Source organism: Allobosea sp. 67-29 (assembly GCF_001898115.1).
In the GTDB taxonomy this organism is placed as follows: domain Bacteria; phylum Pseudomonadota; class Alphaproteobacteria; order Rhizobiales; family Beijerinckiaceae; genus Allobosea.
Window position 1 is genome coordinate 1 of sequence record NZ_MKSQ01000011.1, and the last position, 17,677, is coordinate 17,677.

Annotated in this window: 19 protein-coding genes; 11 read left to right on the forward strand and 8 right to left on the reverse strand. The window is 65.3% G+C overall.

From position 1 onward, the window contains the following. The 6 genes from BGO20_RS10085 to BGO20_RS10110 form a co-directional block, all read right to left on the reverse strand. On the reverse strand, window positions 1–227 hold a 227-nt coding region (locus BGO20_RS10085), incomplete at its 3' end, for a hypothetical protein (RefSeq protein WP_299857580.1). Beyond that, the gene (locus BGO20_RS10090; RefSeq protein ID WP_291664638.1) at window positions 224–580 is read right to left on the reverse strand and encodes a recombinase zinc ribbon domain-containing protein; all 357 of its coding nucleotides are present in this window, start codon (window positions 578–580) and stop codon (window positions 224–226) included. The genes BGO20_RS10090 and BGO20_RS10085, both read right to left, overlap by 4 nt. Window positions 581–828: 248 nt before the next feature. Continuing rightward, complete coding sequence (locus BGO20_RS10095) at window positions 829–1,650, reverse strand: SDR family NAD(P)-dependent oxidoreductase (protein ID WP_291664639.1); 822 nt, start codon at window positions 1,648–1,650, stop codon at window positions 829–831. A gap of 166 nt (window positions 1,651–1,816) precedes the next feature. After that, window positions 1,817–3,091 carry a beta-ketoacyl-ACP synthase II gene (gene fabF, locus BGO20_RS10100; protein ID WP_291664640.1) on the reverse strand — a complete coding sequence of 425 codons (1,275 nt, stop codon included), beginning with the start codon at window positions 3,089–3,091 and terminating at the stop codon, window positions 1,817–1,819. Further along, a complete protein-coding gene (locus BGO20_RS10105; protein ID WP_291664641.1) occupies window positions 3,084–3,413 on the reverse strand; it encodes a hypothetical protein in 330 nt (109 codons plus the stop codon). Before BGO20_RS10105 ends, fabF begins: the two co-directional genes overlap by 8 nt. Continuing rightward, complete coding sequence (locus BGO20_RS10110) at window positions 3,410–4,003, reverse strand: TetR/AcrR family transcriptional regulator (protein WP_291664642.1); 594 nt, start codon at window positions 4,001–4,003, stop codon at window positions 3,410–3,412. Before BGO20_RS10110 ends, BGO20_RS10105 begins: the two co-directional genes overlap by 4 nt. A gap of 79 nt (window positions 4,004–4,082) precedes the next feature. Between BGO20_RS10110 and BGO20_RS10115 the strand changes: the two genes are divergently transcribed. The 3 genes from BGO20_RS10115 to BGO20_RS10125 are packed head-to-tail and all read left to right on the forward strand — an operon-like array spanning window position 4,083 to window position 8,772. Then, a complete protein-coding gene (locus tag BGO20_RS10115; protein WP_291664643.1) occupies window positions 4,083–5,207 on the forward strand; it encodes an efflux RND transporter periplasmic adaptor subunit in 1,125 nt (374 codons plus the stop codon). Then, on the forward strand, window positions 5,204–8,326 hold the full coding sequence (locus tag BGO20_RS10120; RefSeq protein WP_291664644.1) for an efflux RND transporter permease subunit: 3,123 nt from the start codon (window positions 5,204–5,206) through the stop codon (window positions 8,324–8,326). Before BGO20_RS10115 ends, BGO20_RS10120 begins: the two co-directional genes overlap by 4 nt. Then, window positions 8,323–8,772: a MarR family winged helix-turn-helix transcriptional regulator gene (locus BGO20_RS10125; RefSeq protein ID WP_291664645.1), complete on the forward strand. Its 450-nt coding sequence runs from the start codon at window positions 8,323–8,325 to the stop codon at window positions 8,770–8,772. The genes BGO20_RS10120 and BGO20_RS10125 overlap by 4 nt, the downstream gene beginning before the upstream one ends. A gap of 131 nt (window positions 8,773–8,903) precedes the next feature. Here BGO20_RS10125 and BGO20_RS10130 read toward each other — a convergent pair whose 3' ends face one another. Together BGO20_RS10130 and BGO20_RS10135 are read right to left on the reverse strand one after the other, a co-directional pair. Then, the gene (locus tag BGO20_RS10130; protein ID WP_291664646.1) at window positions 8,904–9,650 is read right to left on the reverse strand and encodes an IclR family transcriptional regulator; all 747 of its coding nucleotides are present in this window, start codon (window positions 9,648–9,650) and stop codon (window positions 8,904–8,906) included. Window positions 9,651–9,678: 28 nt separating this feature from the next. Next, window positions 9,679–10,452, reverse strand: coding sequence for an IclR family transcriptional regulator (locus tag BGO20_RS10135; RefSeq protein WP_291664647.1), 774 nt, complete (start codon window positions 10,450–10,452; stop codon window positions 9,679–9,681). A 199-nt stretch (window positions 10,453–10,651) separates the two neighbouring features. Here BGO20_RS10135 and BGO20_RS10140 point away from each other — a divergent pair, with 199 nt between their 5' ends. From BGO20_RS10140 to BGO20_RS10175, 8 genes are read left to right on the forward strand one after another with little or no spacing between them, the layout of a single operon-like run. Then, window positions 10,652–11,407 carry a shikimate dehydrogenase family protein gene (locus BGO20_RS10140; RefSeq protein WP_291664763.1) on the forward strand — a complete coding sequence of 252 codons (756 nt, stop codon included), beginning with the start codon at window positions 10,652–10,654 and terminating at the stop codon, window positions 11,405–11,407. 42 nt (window positions 11,408–11,449) lie between these two features. Further along, window positions 11,450–12,118 (forward strand): amino acid ABC transporter permease, encoded by a 669-nt coding sequence (locus BGO20_RS10145; protein ID WP_291664648.1) that lies wholly within the window; start codon window positions 11,450–11,452, stop codon window positions 12,116–12,118. A 6-nt stretch (window positions 12,119–12,124) separates the two neighbouring features. Beyond that, window positions 12,125–12,775 carry an amino acid ABC transporter permease gene (locus BGO20_RS10150; RefSeq protein ID WP_291664649.1) on the forward strand — a complete coding sequence of 217 codons (651 nt, stop codon included), beginning with the start codon at window positions 12,125–12,127 and terminating at the stop codon, window positions 12,773–12,775. 35 nt (window positions 12,776–12,810) lie between these two features. After that, the gene (locus tag BGO20_RS10155) at window positions 12,811–13,656 is read left to right on the forward strand and encodes a transporter substrate-binding domain-containing protein (protein WP_291664650.1); all 846 of its coding nucleotides are present in this window, start codon (window positions 12,811–12,813) and stop codon (window positions 13,654–13,656) included. Window positions 13,657–13,707: 51 nt separating this feature from the next. Further along, window positions 13,708–14,478 (forward strand): amino acid ABC transporter ATP-binding protein, encoded by a 771-nt coding sequence (locus tag BGO20_RS10160; RefSeq protein WP_291664651.1) that lies wholly within the window; start codon window positions 13,708–13,710, stop codon window positions 14,476–14,478. Between the two features lie 54 nt (window positions 14,479–14,532). Next, window positions 14,533–15,000: a MaoC family dehydratase gene (locus BGO20_RS10165; RefSeq protein ID WP_291664652.1), complete on the forward strand. Its 468-nt coding sequence runs from the start codon at window positions 14,533–14,535 to the stop codon at window positions 14,998–15,000. Next, a complete protein-coding gene (locus tag BGO20_RS10170) occupies window positions 15,000–16,529 on the forward strand; it encodes an acyl CoA:acetate/3-ketoacid CoA transferase (protein ID WP_291664653.1) in 1,530 nt (509 codons plus the stop codon). The genes BGO20_RS10165 and BGO20_RS10170 overlap by 1 nt, the downstream gene beginning before the upstream one ends. 29 nt (window positions 16,530–16,558) lie before the next feature. Further along, a complete protein-coding gene (locus BGO20_RS10175; RefSeq protein ID WP_291664654.1) occupies window positions 16,559–17,545 on the forward strand; it encodes an aldo/keto reductase in 987 nt (328 codons plus the stop codon). The last annotated feature ends 132 nt before the right edge of the window (window positions 17,546–17,677 follow it).

Here is a 17,677-nt window from a genome sequence, read left to right on the forward strand (position 1 = left end):
CCATCGCGCCGCGACACCACGATCCGCTCGATCACGGAGCGAATTGCCTCCAGCTCTTCATCGCGCAAGTCGGGATCGTCCAGAAGGCTCTCCAGATCGGCCACGCGTCGACAATACGCCTCCGCCAAGTTGGGACGCACAAGGACGAGGGAGGGCTCTTTGGTGTCTGAGAGCCGGACGCTCGGCAAACGCTTCTCATCTTCCACGTCGGCCAGTCGCTGCTTCATTGCCGGCCGGTTGCCGGCCGGTACAAGCCGTCCTCAATCGCGGCCATGATCCCATCGATCTTCCGCTGTACGGCGGCCATCGCGGTGGAAGCGGTCGAGCGTAAACCGTCGGCGTCGGCTGCGGCCCGATTGCACTCTTGGTGATAGGTCCGCGAGAACTCCGCCTCGAGTTCAGGCGTCAGCAGCCTCTGTTTGAGGGCGCTGAGGATTCGCTCGTCGAGCTCAACGCGGCCAATGGTGCGGTCGTTGGTGCAGGTGCCTTTGGAGCGCCGCCCAGCACAGCCATAACGACCAGCCGCGACCAGGGTGTAGCCTTCCTGGCAGCATCCGCAGAAAAGCAGGCCAGAGAGCAAGTGCCATGGCAGCCTGATCGGGGCGACAAGCGAACATCCCCAATGTCGGCAAGGGGGGCGGGCGCGGGCGTCTTGCGCCAAAGCCGTCACGGTCAGCTTTCTGGGAATGCGCCAATTTCAGCTATTGGCGCATCGATCAATGGCTCCGTTTGTGTCATTCCAGGAACTCTGAGACCGTCATTCCTGGACTATCGGAACTCGTCCGCTCAACGCCGCCTGCCCTCTTTGACGAGCTGATGAGGTCGGTCTCATGGCGCCATGACCTTTCGCATCGAAGCGCGTTGCATCGATCGCGTGGTGAAGCGGTTCGAGAGCGCGACGATCTTGTTGAGCAGACCTGCAATGACGGATGGCTTGGCCTCAGCCAGCGCGCTCAGTCCAGCCTCGGCGACGGGGCGAGGCTTCATGGTCAGCCTGCGCAGCATCGGCGAGACGCGCGCGTCAGCAGCCGCATCGAATCCCGTTTCGGTATGGCCGGGGCAGAGCGTGGTGACGACGACGCCGCGTGAACGCAACTCATCGTGGAGCGCTTCGCCGAAGGAGAGCACATAGGACTTCGTCGCGGCATAGGCCGCATAGGTGGGAACCGGCTGGAAGGCCAACAGGCTGGCGACGAGAAGCATCTCGCCGGAGCCGCGGCTGGCCATGTCCCGCCCGAAAACGTAGCTCAGCTCCGTCAGCGCCGTGACATTGAGCTGGATCATTTCGGCGGTGCGCGAGAGCGGCGTGTCGAGAAAGTCGCCGTGCAGGCCGAAGCCGGCATTGTTGACCAGAAGGTCGATCCGCAGCGCCTTCGCGTCCAGATTCTCTTTCAAGCGGCCGGCGGCACCAGGAGCGGAGAGGTCGACCGGCTCGACATGGATCTCGACGCCGTGCTTCCGGCGAAGCTCGAGGGCGAGCCTTTCCATCGGCTCTCGTCGCCGCGCTGTGAGGACGAGATTGACCTTTCGCGCCGCCAGAAGCTCGGCGAATTCGACGCCGAGGCCGCTCGATGCGCCCGTTACGAGCGCCCATTTTCCCGAGGGCGCGCCCAAGGTGCTTTCAGCAGGGGAAACGCTCACGTTCTGCATGTGAAAACCTTTCGAATAGATGATGCCAGATAGGGCTCTCGCCTCGGCGCGATCACGCCAGACCGCCTTCGTTCGTTTCCCGAATGTGGTTGATCGCGCGACGCGACCGGAGCCCTGCCGCAGTGAGAGTCTCACCCCGCCGGCGAAGAGCGAGACGAGCGGCCCCTCAACCGCCACCGTTCCAACGCCTGAACAGAAGGCTTCCATTGACTCCGCCGAAGCCGAACCCGTTCGCCATCGCGAATTCCGCATCGATCAGCCGAGCGCGTTGCGCCACCAGGTCGACACCAGCGCTCTCGGGATCCGGGTCTTCGAGATTGAGCGTGGGTGGCGCGATCTGATCGCGCAGCGATAGGATGGCGAAGATGGCGCCCAATCCGCCTGCTGCGCCGAGAAGGTGACCGGTCGCGGATTTGGTCGCGCTCACGGACAACTCGGGGGCGGCACCGAATAGACTCTTAATTGCAGCGATCTCGCCGAGATCACCGACCGGCGTCGATGTCGCATGGGCATTTAGATGCCGGATATCCGCCGGCGCGATTCCAGCCTGGGCGATCGCGATCTCCATCGCGCGGCGGGCGCCGCTGCCATCCTCGGGACCCGAGGTGATGTGGTGAGCGTCGGCGGTCGTGCCGTAGCCGACGAACTCGGCAATGGGTGCCGCTCCCCGCTCAAGCGCGTGATCGAGCGCTTCGATCACCAACATCCCCGCGCCTTCGCCCATGACGAAGCCGTCGCGTCCGGAATCGAATGGCCGGGAGGCCTCGGCCGGCCGGTCGTTGTATCCAGTCGATAGCGAGCGCGCCGCGGCGAAACCGCCGAGGCTGACAATGTTGATACAGGCTTCGGTGCCGCCGCAGACCGCAATATCGGCCTCGCCAGCGCGGATCATTCGCGCCGCGTCGCCGATCGCCTGGATACCGGCCGCGCATGCCGTCACGGGTGCGCCTAACGGACCTCTGAAGCCATGGCGGATCGAGACCTGGCCCGCGGCAAGGTTGACGAGAAAGGATGGCACCGTGAAGGGCGAGAGACGGCGCACGCCGCGGGTATCGACGGTTCGGACAGCGTCGGTGATTGCAGGAAACCCTCCGATGCCGGACGCGATGATGGTGGCCGTGCGAGCCCTCTGCCGCTCATCCTCGGGCTCCCAGCCGGACTGAGAGATCGCCTCGTCGGCGGCAGCCATGGCGAACAGAATGAAGCGGTCGACCTTTCGCTGGTCCTTGGGCGCGAGGATACGATCGGGATCGAAACCGCCCTCGGGATCCTCCTCGATCGATGGCACGACCCCACCGATCTTCGTCGGCAGATCGCCGACGACCTCGTCCGAGAGCCGGCGCAAGCCGGAGCGGCCAGCGAGGAGACGCTCCCAGGAGTTGCCGACGCCGGAGCCGAGTGGCGTGACGGCGCCCATTCCCGTGATGACGACCCTACGCATCGTTCGAGATCCGTGCTTCGAGGATGGCGGAAGACTGTGCTTCGCGTGGCGGACGGTCGCGATAGACGGGAGCGAAGGCCGCGAGTGCTCCAACCGAGGCAGCCGTCATGACGGCGGCGAGCGAGACCGACGGCGAGAACGGCATCGCACTCGCCAGCGTCGAACCGATGGCGACGCTGCCCATCTGCAGGAAACCGAGCAGCACAGAGGCCGAACCGGCCTGGCGGCCAAACGGTTGCAGCGCGATCGCTGTGCCGAGCGGGTCGAGGCCGGTTTGGGAAGCCTGCGACGGTCCGTCGAGCGCCGCTTCCACGGCGCTCACTGCACGCCCTCCTGCTTGCCACCGGGCGGCTTCGCATGGGCGGCGATCTGTGAGCCAGCCGCGTTCAGGATCTGGCGTGCCAGCGTCTCGTCGTTGACCGTGCGCGACAGCAGGACGGCTCCGACCATCATCGACACCTTCGCCAGAAGAGCATCACGATCTTCTTCCGCGGACAGGCCTGCGATCATGTCGAGGTTCGCGCGGATGCCGGCCTCGAACTCGGCCTTCACCTCCGGGCCCTGTCGTGCCGCGTCGGATGCGAGCGCGACGAACGGGCATCCTTCGGCGCGTTCCGCGACATGCTCCGGGCTGAGATAGAACTCCGCCACGGCCGAGAACGGGTCATCCGGCCGAGAAGCGACGGCCGACGACCAGCGCTCGGCCGCACTGGCGATCGCTTGCCGCGACGCCAGTGCGGCCAGTTCGTCCTTCGACGCGAACTGCTTGTAGAAGCCGCCCTGCGTCAGGCCGGCGCCCGCCATCAAGTCCTTGAGACCGATGCCGTCGAAGCCGTGTTCGCGAAAGAGCCGGCTCGCCGTCTCGATTACCCGCTCCCTGTTCTGTGCCGCTTGCTCCCGAGAGACGCGCATGCCCTGCTCCGAAAAATTAGATTGCGTCCGAACTCTATAGCAGTCATAGATGTCATACGCAATCTATTTGGTAAGCGCCATGACAAGGAAATCCCGGCTCGCCCTGCTCGCAGTCGGTGGCATCGTGATCGCCGCTGGAATTGGGGGCGCCGTCCTGTTGATAGGGCACAAGCCCGCTCCTTCGGCGGCCATCGATCCTCGACAGGAGCCGCCGATCGTCCGCGTGGCGGTGGCGAGTCCGGTCGGTGGCGCTGACCGGCGCTTCACGGGCATCATCGCAGCGCGCGTGCAGAGCAATCTCGGCTTTCGCGTCCCGGGGAAAGTCGTCGAGCGGCTCGTCAATGTCGGCCAGTCGGTGAAGGCGGGGCAGCCGCTCTTGCGGGTCGACGAGACGGACCTGCGGCTGGCGCTCACCGCCAGGCGCAATGCGGCCATAGCCGCCCGGGCCGTGCTGACGCAGGCGACGGCCGACGAGGCGCGCTACGCGGTGCTCGTGAAGAACGGGTTCGCCGCCAGCCCCCAGCGCTACGAGCAGGCGAAGGCCGCACTCGACACCGCCAAGGCTCAGGCCGCCGCCGCAGAAGCCGAGGCGAATGTCGCGGAAAACGAGCTCCACTACGCGGTGCTCGTCGCTGACGCGGACGGGATCATCGTCGAGACCCTGGCGGAGCCCGGCCAGGTGGTCTCCGCGGGACAGGTGGTCGTCCGCCTGGCGCAGACGGGCGCGCGGGAAGCTCTGGTGGTCTTGCCTGAAACGATAAGACCTCTGATCGGCTCCGCCGCGCAGGCGACGCTCTACGGCATGGCGGGACGCAGCTTCCGCGCCACTTTGCGTCAGCTGTCCGATTCAGCCGATCCGCAGACCCGGACCTACGAGGCACGCTATGTCCTCGAAAACGAGGCCGCGCTGGCGCCGCTGGGCGCGACCGTGACAATCCGCCTCGCCGATACGGCGACAGACACCGAGACGGAGGTGCCACTCGGCGCGGTTCTCGACGACGGACAGAAGACCGGCGTCTGGCTTCTCAACGATGAGGGCTCCGCCGTGACGTTCCAACCCGTGCGTCTCGTTCGCGTCACAAGCGAGACGGCGGTGGTTTCGGGGCTGCAGGCCGGGCGCCAGATCGTATCCCTCGGGGCGCATCTCCTGCGCGAAGGCCAGCCGGTCCGGGCCTCCTCGAACATCAAGGCGGCCTCGCGATGAGCTTCAATCTCTCGGCGATCGCAGTCCGCGAGCGGGCCGTCACCCTGTTCTCGATCATTCTGCTCGTTGCAGCCGGCGCCTACGCCTTCGTCAAGCTGGGGCGCGCCGAGGATCCGAGCTTCACCATCAAGACGTTGACCGTCACCTCGGTCTGGCCCGGCGCGACCGCCCGCGAGATGCAGGACCTCGTCGCCGAGCCGCTGGAGAAACGGCTGCAGGAACTCGCCTGGTACGACCGTGTCGAGACCACGACGCGGCCGGGTTATGCCTACCTCACGGTCAATCTGAAGGATTCCACCCCGCCATCCCGCGTCCAGGAGGAATTCTACCAGGCGCGCAAGAAGCTCGCCGACGAGGCGCGCAACCTGCCGCCAGGCGTGCTCGGCCCCTTCGTCAACGACGAATATTCCGATGTGAGCTTCGCGCTCTACGCGCTGAAGGCCAAGGGCATGCCGATGCGCGAATTGGCCCGGCAGGCCGAGGCCGTCCGGCAAGATCTCCTGCATGTGCCAGGTGTGAAGAAGGTCAACATTCTCGGCGAGCGTCCCCAGCAGATCTTCGTCGAATTCTCCTATGCGAAGCTCGCGACGCTCGGCATTTCCGCCCAGGACATCGTCACCGCCCTCCAGCGGCAGAACACGGTGACGCCCGCGGGCTCGGTCGACACCAAGGGGCCGCGCGTCTTCATCCGGGTCGACGGCGCCTATGATGGCGTCCAGGCCATCGCCGACACGCCCATCGTCGCGGGAGGCCGGACGCTGAAGCTGTCCGACATCGCGGATGTCCGCCGCGGCTACGAGGACCCGCCGAGCTTCGTCATCCGGCATCAGGGCGAGCCCAGTCTCATGCTCGCCGCCGTGATGCAGGATGGCTGGAACGGTCTCGCCCTCGGCAAGGCGCTCGAAGACAGAACCGCCACGATCGGACGGACATTGCCGCTCGGCATGTCGCTCGAAAAAGTGACGGACCAGGCGGTGAACATCTCGTCGTCCATCGACGAGTTCATGATGAAGTTCGCGATGGCGCTGGGCGTCGTGCTGCTCGTCAGCCTCCTGAGCCTGGGCTGGCGCGTCGGTATCGTGGTTGCCGCGGCGATCCCCATCACCCTGGCCGCCGTCTTCTTCATCATGCTGGAAACGGGGCGCTTCTTCGACCGGATCACGCTCGGCGCGCTGATCCTGGCGCTCGGCCTGCTCGTCGACGATGCCATCATCGCCATCGAGGTCATGGTCGTGAAGATGGAAGAGGGCATGGACCGCCTCAAGGCGGCGGCCTATGCCTGGAGCCATACAGCGGCGCCCATGCTCTCGGGCACGCTGGTGACGATCGCAGGCTTCCTGCCCGTCGGGTTCGCCTCTTCCACGGCCGGGGAATACGCCGGCAACATCTTCTGGGTCGTCGGCTTTGCGCTGATCGTGTCCTGGGTCGTGGCGGTCGTCTTCACGCCCTATCTCGGCGTCAAGATGCTGCCGGAAATCAAACCCGTTTCCGGCGGCCATCACGCCATCTACGATACCCCGAATTACCGGCGCCTGCGGCGCCTGATCACCTACGCCGTCGATCACAAGTTTCTGACCTGCGCGATCGTCGGCATCGCCTTCGCTCTCTCCGGCGTCGGGATGGGCGGGCTTAAGCAGCAATTCTTCCCCACCTCCGACCGCCCCGAAGTGCTCGTCGAAATCCGTCTGCCGGAAGGCAGCAGCATCGAGACCACCACTGCCGCGGTTCAAAAGGTCGAGCACTGGCTCAACCGGCAGCCGGAAGCCAAGATCGTCACCAGCTATGTCGGCCAGGGCGCTCCGCGCTTCTTCCTGGCGCTGTCGCCGGAACTTCCCGATCCCGCCTTCGCCAAGATCGTCGTGCTGACGCCCGATGCGCATGCCCGCGAAGAGCTCAAGCAGCGCCTGCGCGCGGCGATCTCGAACGGCCTCGCGCCCGAGGCCTATGTCCGCGCCACGCAGTTCGTCTTTGGGCCTCCCTCGGTGTTCCCGGTCGAGTTCCGCATCGTCGGCCCCGATCCCGCGGAGCTCTATAAGATCTCCGAACAAGCCCTGCAGATCATGCACGGTATCCCCGATGTCAGGGAAGCGAACCGCGACTGGGGCAATCGCACGCCGGTCCTGCGCTTCGTGCCGGACCAGGACCGCCTCAACCTGATCGGCCTGTCGCCGGCACAGGTCGGTCAGCAGCTCCAGTTCCTGCTGAGCGGGGTTCCCGTCACGCAGGTCCGGGAAGACATCCGCAACGTGCCGGTCGTTGCACGCAGCGCCGGCGTCGAGCGCCTCGACCCGACCCGGCTCGCCGACTTCTCCCTGACGAGCCGGGACGGGCGGCAGATACCCCTCGATCAGATCGGTCACTCAGAGATCCGTCTCGAGGAGCCGATCCTGAAGCGCCGCGATCGCATGCCCACGATCACGGTTCGCTCGGAGATCAATGAAGCGACACAGCCTCCCGAAGTCTCAAAACAGGTGCGGGCCGCTCTCCAGCCGCTGATCGCCGCGCTACCGGCCGGCTATCGCATCGACATGGGCGGCTCCATCGAAGAGGCGGCCAAGGCGAACGATGCACTCGGAAAGATCTTTCCGCTGATGATCGCCGTGACCTTGATCGTCGTCATGGTCCAGGTGCGCTCGTTCTCGATGATGACGATGGTGCTGTTCACCGCACCACTCGGCCTGATCGGGGTGGTTCCGACGCTCCTGGCTTTCAATCAGCCCTTTGGCTTCAACGCGATCCTGGGCCTCATCGGGCTCGCTGGCATCCTGATGCGCAACACGCTGATCCTGACCGACCAGATCAAGGAGAACCGGATCGCGGGTCTGGATGACTATCATGCGGTCATCGAGGCGACGGTGCAGCGCACGCGACCCGTCATCCTGACGGCGCTTGCGGCCGTCCTCGCCTTCATTCCGCTGACCCACTCGGTGTTCTGGGGATCGATGGCCTATACGCTCATCGGCGGCACGGCGGTGGGCACGGTGCTCATCCTGCTCTTCCTGCCGGCGCTCTATGCGGCCTGGTTCAGGATCAGGCCGGCATCGGAAGCCGCCGACAAGGTCGAAGCACCTTCGAGTGCAGCAACTTCGCCGATCGTCTTTGCGGAGGCCGCGGAGTGAGCTATCGGCCAAACGCCGCAGGCTCGGGATACGACGCCTCCGCAGGGATGACGGCTTCGATCCTGCGTGCCGCCAGGGTTGTGTCTCGGAGAACGGACGCGGCTCTCCAACATCTCGACCTCAATACCGGGCAACTGATCCTGTTGAGCTGTCTCGACGCGGATGCGCCGCCATCGATCGGTGAGGTCGCCGCTGCTCTAGGCGCCGACCGGACCACCGTCACCGCGAGCCTCAAGCCACTCCTCCGTCGGCGACTGGTCGCCGTTCTTGCCGATCCGGAAGATGCCCGATTGAGGCGTCTGTCTTTGACGGGGGAAGGTTACCAGCTGCTCTCCTGCGGGCTTCCGGTCATCCTGGATGCCGATCTTTCAACGGCAGGCGTCATCCAGCTTCATCAGCAGTTCCGGGCCGATCTGGCGCGGCTGATCAGGAGCTTCCAGGTCTGAAGATTGCAGGCCGGTGGCACCCGGCTCCGTCAGCCTCGATACCATGTCCGCTACGCGGCACTGATTAAAGGTCCACTCCTGGCGCAAGCCAGCAACGAGGAGCACGGTCGCTCGGCGGAAACTCCTGCCTCCTAGTTCAGGCTAAACAGTGGTGATGAGGCCGCCGCGGCTCCCAGTTCATTGGCGCTGGCTCGGAGCCATGGGGCGACCTCGGCCATCCTGTCGCGCGTCATCCGAATCGTCGGCCCGGCGACGCTGATCGTGCCGACCGGATGGCCGACGCCGCGCTTGCGGATGGCGGTGGCCATGGCGGATGTGCCCACCTCGTAGGCCTCGGTGACGCAGGCGTAGCCGAGCTTGTGCGTCAGAGCGATCTGTTCCAGCAACTGCTCGATCGTGCGCGGCGCGTTCGGCCCCAGATCCGGTCGATCCAGGCCTTGCTTCTCGACCACCGCCCGGATCTTCGCCTCATCGAGGGTTGCCAGCCAGGCCTGACCGTTCGCCGTGGCGGCAAGGTACACCTCCGGCTCGGTGTGCGGGACGTAAAACAAACCGCTCTGGGCGCTCTGGGACTTCGCGACCCAAGTGAGATGATCGCTCTCGACGACGGCGAGCCGCACCAATTCACCGGTCCGTTTCGCCAGATCGTCGAGGATTGGCTGGACGAGATCGGTAATGCCGCTGGTGCCGAGATAGGCTAGTCCGAGCGCCGCGAGCTTGACGCTGAGACGGACCGCACCGTCTGACGCACGGAACAGGAAGCCGCCATCGATCAGCCCCTGCACCGTTCTCTCGGCGGCAGCTTGCGGAATTTTCAGCACCGCGGCCAACTCCCGCGGCGGCAGACCGGCCGGCGCCTGAGACAGCACCTCGAGCATGCCAAGAGCTCTGATCCGGCTCGACATCTCAGCTCACCGCCTCGGCAAAGATCGGAAGGTCCTGGCTGACCTCGGCGATCGCCGCCGCCCCTTCGCGAAGCTGGGGCAGCAGACGGTCCATCGCCTCGCTGGTCATGCGGATGACCGGGCCGGCGACGCTGATCGTACCGATCGGGCGCTGCGAGCCGACGCCGAACACGGGAATGGCAATGGCTGACGTCCCCCGCTCATAGGTCTCGAAGATCTTGGCGTAGCCGAGCGCGCGCGCCGTCTCGACGAAACCGAGCAGCTCGCGCATCGAGCGAGGGGCATGTGGGCCGTATCCGTCCCGTTTCAGACCCTGCCTCGCAACGAGCTGCATGGCTTCGTCCTCATCGAGGCAAGAGAGCCAGGCATGACCATTCGACGTCGCAGCGAGATAAACCTCGGCGCCTTCGTCCGGATTGTAGAGCAGGCCGCGCCTTGCTCCCTGCGCCTTTGCCACACGGATCAGCTTGCGGTCGTGGATGACGGCCATGGTCACGAGCTCGCCGGTGTGGTCGGCGAGCCCGTCGAGGATCGGCTGAATCCGCGCGGTGACGCCGGTGGCCGCGAGATGGCTGAAACCCAGTGCGACGATCTTCGCCGTAAGCCGATAGGCGCCCCCGTCGAACTCCTGGCGGACATAACCCTCTTCCTTGAGATCGGCGAGGAGCCGGTGCGTCGCGCTGCGTGGGATCGCCAATGAGTCGGCGATCGCCATCAGCGGCAGACCGCCGGCATGGCGCGACAAAAGCTCAATGATCGCGATCGCCCGATCCATGGGTGCTCCATTCCAATTGGACTGTATTCAAATTGGAACGCTGTGTCACTCATCTTGACCTGTCTGGAATTATGATCTTTATGGAATCAATTCCAGTTCTGATGTGAGCGGATCGGTGGCGACCAGGTTGCGAGTTTCCGGCACGGATAACGGCGTTCATGGCGGGCGCGAGATCACGGGGCGCACCCGCCTCTTCGCCGTGATCGGCGACCCAGTCACGCAGGTCATGGCGCCGGAGCTGATGAACCGCCTCTTTGCCGAGCGGGGTATGGATGCGGTGCTTGTGCCGATTTCCGCGACGGCCGGTGATCTGGAGATCGTCGTCGACGGCTTGAAGCACATGGGTAATCTCGATGGCTTTCTTGTCACGGTGCCGCACAAGCTCGCCCTCGGCCGGCAGGCCGATCGCCTTACCGGCGCCGCGAAGATGGCCGGTTCCGTGAATGCGATGCGGCGCGAGCCGGACGGCGCCTGGCTGGGCGATAATTTCGACGGGCAAGGCTTCGTCCGCGGCCTGCTCAGCGCCGGCCACAGTATCGCCGGCAAGCGCTTCACGCTCGTTGGTGCAGGCGGCGCCGGCGTCTCGATCGCGGCCGCCATACTGGGCGCCGGTGCATCGGCGCTGTCGATCGTCGATGTCGAGCATTCGCGCGCCCAGGCACTCGTTGTTCGGCTCGGTGCGCATTGGCCCGATCTGGCCCGAGCGTCGGACTCTCCCGATCCTGCCAGCGACGTCGTCGTGAACGCGACACCTCTGGGTCTGCGCGAGACCGATCCGCTGCCATTCGCGATCGACGGGCTGAAGCCGGACGTCGTCATCGCCGACATCATCATGAAGCCGCCGCAGACGCGGCTGCTGCGCGAGTCCGCTCGGCGCGGGATGCGCACGCATCCCGGTCTGCCGATGCTCGCCGAGCAGATTCCCCTCTACCGGGAGTTTTTCCGCATCCCTTGAACCCGCGACCCTGGCGAAAGACCGGGGCGCCCGGAGGAAACCTTGACGTATCAGTTCGATTTCTCGGTGCTGCTTCCCTATTGGGAGCAGTTGCTGCGGGGCTGCTGGCTCACCGTCCTGCTGTCGGCGATCTCGATCGCGGCGGGGCTAATGATCGGCATCCTGACCGCGCTGGCCAAGCAGAGCCGCTTCGCGGCGGCACGGATGGCCGCCGGCACCTATGTCGAGGTCATCCGGAACACGCCGTTCCTGGTGCAGGTCTTCTTCATCTTCTTCGGCCTGCCGGCGCTGGGCATCAGCTTTCAGCCCTGGAGCGCCGCCGTCCTGGCGTTGAGCCTCAACTGCGGCGCGTTCTCAGCGGAAGTGATCCGCGGCGGCATCGATGCGATCGCGCGCGGCCAGTACGAGGCTGGCACGGCGCTCGGCCTGAAGCCGCTGCAGGTCTTCCGCTACATCGTGCTGAAGCCTGCCTTGCGGATCATCTTTCCCGCTCTGTCGGGCCAGTTCGTCCTGACCCTGCTGACGACCAGCATCGTCTCGTCGATCTCGGCTGAGGAACTGACATCCATCGCCCAGTCGATCGATACGCTGACCTTCCGCAGCTTCGAAATCTACATCGTCGCGACGATCCTCTACCTGACGATGTCGTTCGGCTTTGCGACATTGTTCAAGCTCGTTGACCGTCTCTATTTCTCGTACCCGGTGAAGTGAGGCGGCATGATCAGGCAATTCGGCCTGCCGGAAGCGCTCGCCATCCTCTCCGGCGTGCAGGCAACGATCCTTCTCTCTCTCATCGCCTTCGCCGGCGGTGGCATCGTCGGGCTCGCCATCGCGCTGATGCGCACCTCGGAGAAGACGTGGCTTCAGCGCTGCGCGGCCTTCTACATCGACTTCTTCCAGGGAACGCCGCTGCTGATGCAGCTCTTCCTGGTGTTCTACGGACTGCCTGTGCTCGGCTACAAGGTGAATCCCTGGGTCGCGGTCGCGATCGGCTTCACGCTGCACGCCAGCGCCTTCCTCGGCGAGATCTGGCGCGGCAGCATCCAGGCCGTACCGCGCGGGCAGAGCGAAGCCGCCTATGCGCTCGGCCTGAGCTACGTCTCCCGCATGCGCAACGTGGTGCTGCCGCAGGCGATGCGGATCTCGGTCGCTCCGACCGTCGGCTTCATGGTGCAGCTGATCAAGGGCACCTCGCTCGCCGCCATCATCGGCTTCGTCGAACTCTCCCGCTCGGCCCAGATCATCGCCAGCGCGACCTACAAGCCGCTGCTCGCCTATGGCTGTGCAGGGCTTGTCTACTTCGTTCTCTGCTTCCCGCTTTCACGCCTGAGCATGCGCCTCGAGAAGCGCTTCGCCGTGAAGACCTGACGACCCCGAAACAAGACCAACCGGAGGAAACAGCAATGACATGGGTTCAATCGTTCCGTCGCACCGCCCTGGCCTCGGCTATGCTGCTGGCCGCGGCTTCGGCCCTGGCGGGCGCGGCAGCCGCGCAGACCGTCGAGTCCATCAAGAAGGGCGGCGTACTCAAGATCGGCTCGCAGGTCTCCCAGGTTCCGTGGGGCTTCAGCGACGCCTCGGGCAAGCTGACCGGCTTCGACATCGAGCTCGGCGAGATGCTCGCCAAGGATCTCGGCGTCAAGGCAGAGGTGACGCCGGTCACCTCCAGCAACCGCGTCGCGGCGCTGCTGACCGGCCAGGTCGACGTGCTGGCGGCGGTGATGGGCATCTTCGCCGATCGGCAGAAGGTCGTGCTGTTCTCGCGGCCCTACACCACCAACGACACGATCTATATCGGCAAGGTCGGCGCCAACATCAAAGGCTGGGATGACCTGAAGGGCGTGCGCGTCGGCGTTCCGCGCGGCACGCCGCAGGACATCGCCATCACCAAGGCGGCACCGGCGGGCGCGACGATCCAGCGCTTCGACGACGACGCCAGCACCGTGCAGGCGCTGATCGCCGGGCAGGTGGACATGATCGGTGGCGCGGCGACGCAGGTGCCCAACATCGCCCAGGTGGTCGGACCCGGCAAGTTCGAGCAGAAGTTCGTCGTGGCGCGAGCCTACAACGCCTTCGCAGTGCGCCCCGGATCGCGCGAATGGGCCGATTACCTCAGCGATTTCGTCGCCCGCAAGCTCGCCAGCGGTGAATTGCCTGCCCTCTACAAGAAGTGGATCGGCGGCGAGCTCGCCAAGATGCCGACGACTGGCGAGGGCGAGGCCGCTCTTCCGATCTCGGTGGTGCAGTAAGCGGCGCGCGGGCGGCGTCATGCCGCCCGCCTTTTTCCAAACGAGTAACTCATGTCTGATCAAAAAAGCCGCGCGGATCTGTCCGCCCAGGCGCCGATCGTCGAGATCGCGGCGCTTCAAAAATGGTTCGGCGACTTCCAGGTCCTGAAGGACATCTCCCTGACGGTCGCCCGCGGCGAGCGCATCGTGATCTGCGGCCCGTCCGGCTCGGGCAAGTCGACGCTGATCCGCTGCATCAACAGCCTCGAGCGCTATCAGCAGGGTCGGCTCGTCGTCGATGGCTACGACCTGGGTGCCGGGCAGAAGAATATCGATGCCGTGCGGGCCGAGGTCGGCATGGTCTTCCAGCAGTTCAACCTCTTCCCCCATCTGACCGTGATCGAGAACTGCATGCTGGCGCCGATGAAGGTGCGCGGCACCTCCAAAAAGGAGGCGCTGGAACTGGCTCTGCGCTTCCTCGCCCGGGTGCGGATCGGGGACCAGGCGCAGAAATATCCGGCGCAGCTCTCCGGCGGCCAGCAGCAGCGGGTGGCGATCGCACGCGCCTTGTGCATGACGCCTAAGATCATGCTGTTCGACGAGCCGACCTCCGCCCTTGATCCCGAGATGGTCAAGGAGGTGCTCGACACCATGGTCGGCCTCGCCGAGGACGGCATGACTATGCTCTGCGTCACCCATGAGATGGGCTTTGCCCGCATGGTGGCCGATCGCGTGATCTTCATGGATCGCGGCGAGATCATCGAGAGCGGACAGCCGGAGCCCTTCTTCGCGAACCCGCAAAACCCCCGCACACAGGCCTTTCTTGGCCAGCTCCTGCACTGACGACCGCGTTGCGCTGCGTGCCCGCTAGGGCGACCGTTTTCCAAAGGACCCATCATGCTCCCGGGCAAGTTTTACGACGAGATCGAGATCGGCGACGAGCGCCTGACGCCGCGCGTCACCGTCACCGAGGGCCATGTCCTGGCCTATGCCGGCGTCGCGGGCGATTTCTCGCCGATCCACATGGACGAGGTCTATGCGCAGTCGACCGTCTTCGGCGGGCGTATCGCCCATGGGCTGATGGGCCTTTCCCTCACCGACGGCATGAAGGTGCAGTCCGGCTTCTTCCGCGATGGCATCGCGCTGGGCTGGAGCTGGAAGTTCAGGAAGCCAATCCGCATCGGCGACACGCTGCAGGTGAAGTTCCGCGTCGCCGACATGCGCATTCCGAAGAGCCGAGACGACATGGGCATCCTGATCATCGCCATCGAGCTCCTCAACCAGCATGGCGAGGTGGTGCAGGAGGGTGAGCACCAGCTGATGGTTCCCCGCAAGCCAGACGCCGCGCCGGCGGAGACCGTCTGATGGCCCGCAACAAGTTCAAGACGGCCGATCAGGCCGTCGCGATGATCAAGGACGGCGACACCGTTGCGCTGATCGGTGGTGGTGGTGGCCTGATGGAGGCCACGCACACCTTTCGCGCTGTCTCGCGTCGCTTCCTCTCGACCGGCTATCCGCGCAACCTCACCGTGCTGCACGCGCTCGGGATCGGCGACAAGAAGACCGAGGGGATGAACCATTTCGCCCATGAGGGGCTCGTCAAGCGCGTCATCGGCGGCCATTGGGTCTGGTCGCCGAAAATGCAGGAGATGGCGCGCGACGAGAAGATCGAGGCCTATGTCCTGCCGAGCGGCTGCGTGATGCAGCTTTATCGCGAGATCGGCGGGCAGCGACCGGGGCTGTTCACCCATGTCGGCCTGGGCACCTTCGTCGATCCGCGGCACCAGGGCGGCAAGATGAACGCCTCCGCCAAGGAGGACCTGGTCGAGGTCGTCAATCTCGGCGGGCAGGAGTTGCTCTGGTACAAATCCTTCCCGATCAACGTCGCGATCATCCGCGGCTCCTTTGGCGATGCCGACGGCAATATCAGCCTCGATCAGGAGGCGGCGAATGTGGATGTCTACGCCGCGGCGCTTGCGGCGCATAATTCCGGCGGCATCGTCATCGCGCAGGTTCGCACGGCGGTGGATGTGAATTCGCTTCCGGCACGCTCGGTCCGGGTTCCCGGCGCCATCGTCGATGCCGTGGTGGTCGATCCCGACCAGCGCATGAGCTACGATCTGCCCTATGATCCGCTGATCTCCGGCGAGCGCCGCGGCCCGACGCCGCTCAATCCGCCGGATCCGCTCAACATCCGCTCGCTGATCGCACGCCGTGCCTATCAGGAACTGACCGAGGGCGACGTCATCAATTTCGGCGTCGGCATCGGTGAGGGCGTCGCCAAGATGGTCGCCGAGCGCGGCGAGGTGGGGCGCTACTACCAGACCATCGAGCACGGAACCTATGGCGGCTCGCTGCTCGTGGGACTGCTCTTCGGCTTCGCGAGGAGCGCCTCGGCCATGATCGACGGTCCCTCGCAGTTCGACTTCTATGCCGGCGGCGGGCTCGATACCGCCTTTCTCGGCTTCGGCGAATTGGACGAAGCGGGCGACGTCAACGTCTCGAAGCTCGGCGGTCTGACGGTCGGCCCCGGCGGCTTCATGGACATCGCCCAGAACGCCAAGAAGGTCGTGTTCTGCGGCACCTTCGACACCAAGGGCAGCAAGCTGGAGGTCGGTGGCGGCAAGCTCGCCATCTCCCAGCACGGCAGCGTGCGCAAGCTTGTCCGCAAGGTCGAGCAGATCACCTATTCCGGCAAGCAGGCGCTGAAGCGCGGCCACAAGGCTGTCTTTGTCACGGAGCGGGCCGTCTTCCATCTCGAGAACGAGGGGCTTGTCCTGAGCGAGGTCGCGCCCGGCATCGACATTCGCCACGATATCCTCGAGCGCATGGACTTCATGCCGCTGATCCCGCGCGATCCGCAGCTTATGGACAGCGCGATCTTCACCGACTGAACCGGCCTTCGATCCATTCCGAGGACATCATGGAATACCGCAATCTCGGCCGTACCGGTCTGAAAGTCTCCCGCATCGCGCTGGGCTGCATGAGCTATGGCGATCCGACGCGCGGCAATCACAGCTGGGTGATGCGCGAGGAGGAGGGCCGTCCCTTCATCCGCACGGCGCTGGACGCCGGCATCAACTTCTTCGACACGGCCAATGTCTATTCGGACGGGGCGAGCGAGGAGGTGCTCGGCCGCGCCATCCGCGACTTCACCACGCGCGAGGCCGTGGTCATCGCCACCAAGGTCTATGGCCGCATGCGTCCCGATGCGAACGGGCAGGGCCTGTCGCGCAAGGCGATCTTCGCGGAGATCGACGCCAGCCTGAAGCGCCTTGGTACCGATTATGTTGATCTCTACCAGATTCACCGCTGGGACTACGAGACGCCGATCGAGGAGACACTGGAGGCCCTCAGCGACGTCGTGAAGGCCGGCAAGGCCCGCTATCTCGGCGGGTCATCGATGCATGCCTGGCAGTTCATGAAGGTGCTCGGGCTGCAGCGCCAGCACGGCTGGGCCCCGTTCGTCTCGATGCAGAACCATCTCAATCTGCTCTATCGGGAAGAAGAGCGGGAGATGCTGCCGCTGTGCCGCTCCGAGGGGATCGGCGTGGTACCCTGGTCGCCGCTGGCGCGTGGGCGCCTGACGCGGCCCTGGCAGGACGAGCCGGCGACGGCCCGCGCCGCCACCGACGAGGTCGGCAAGGGCTTCTACGACAAGTCCAAGAACGCCGACCGCGCGGTGGTCGATCGCCTCGGCGTGATCGCCGACGAACGCGGCGTGCCGCGGGCCCAGATCGCTCTCGCCTGGCTGCTTCACAAAGAGGGCGTCACGGCGCCGCTGGTGGGCGCTACCAAGATGGCACAGCTCGACGACGCGCTCTCGGCATTGTCGGTGACGCTATCGCCAGCCGATATCGCCGCTTTGGAGGAGCCCTACGTCGCTCATGAGGTCTCGGGCTTCGCCTGACCGGTAGGGGAGTCATGGGCGATGCTCCAATAGGAGCGACCGAAGGAGATGATGAAGAACTGGCAAGCCAGGTAAGGCTTCGACAGAGGTCGGTGCCCGGACTTGGACAACCGGGTGCGCTATCGGCACCAG

Bases quoted from the DNA above. Each gene is read 5' to 3' on its own strand.
- BGO20_RS10155 (WP_291664650.1), top strand. From the start codon at position 12,811: ATGACATGGGTTCAATCGTTCCGTCGCACCGCCCTGGCCTCGGCTATG.
- fabF (WP_291664640.1), bottom strand. From the start codon at position 3,091: ATGCGTAGGGTCGTCATCACGGGAATGGGCGCCGTCACGCCACTCGGC.
- BGO20_RS10135 (WP_291664647.1), bottom strand. From the start codon at position 10,452: ATGGATCGGGCGATCGCGATCATTGAGCTTTTGTCGCGCCATGCCGGC.
- BGO20_RS10150 (WP_291664649.1), top strand. From the start codon at position 12,125: ATGATCAGGCAATTCGGCCTGCCGGAAGCGCTCGCCATCCTCTCCGGC.
- BGO20_RS10120 (WP_291664644.1), top strand. From the start codon at position 5,204: ATGAGCTTCAATCTCTCGGCGATCGCAGTCCGCGAGCGGGCCGTCACC.
- BGO20_RS10115 (WP_291664643.1), top strand. From the start codon at position 4,083: ATGACAAGGAAATCCCGGCTCGCCCTGCTCGCAGTCGGTGGCATCGTG.
- BGO20_RS10160 (WP_291664651.1), top strand. From the start codon at position 13,708: ATGTCTGATCAAAAAAGCCGCGCGGATCTGTCCGCCCAGGCGCCGATC.
- BGO20_RS10175 (WP_291664654.1), top strand. From the start codon at position 16,559: ATGGAATACCGCAATCTCGGCCGTACCGGTCTGAAAGTCTCCCGCATC.
- BGO20_RS10170 (WP_291664653.1), top strand. From the start codon at position 15,000: ATGGCCCGCAACAAGTTCAAGACGGCCGATCAGGCCGTCGCGATGATC.
- BGO20_RS10130 (WP_291664646.1), bottom strand. From the start codon at position 9,650: ATGCTCGAGGTGCTGTCTCAGGCGCCGGCCGGTCTGCCGCCGCGGGAG.
- BGO20_RS10095 (WP_291664639.1), bottom strand. From the start codon at position 1,650: ATGCAGAACGTGAGCGTTTCCCCTGCTGAAAGCACCTTGGGCGCGCCC.
- BGO20_RS10110 (WP_291664642.1), bottom strand. From the start codon at position 4,003: ATGCGCGTCTCTCGGGAGCAAGCGGCACAGAACAGGGAGCGGGTAATC.
- BGO20_RS10165 (WP_291664652.1), top strand. From the start codon at position 14,533: ATGCTCCCGGGCAAGTTTTACGACGAGATCGAGATCGGCGACGAGCGC.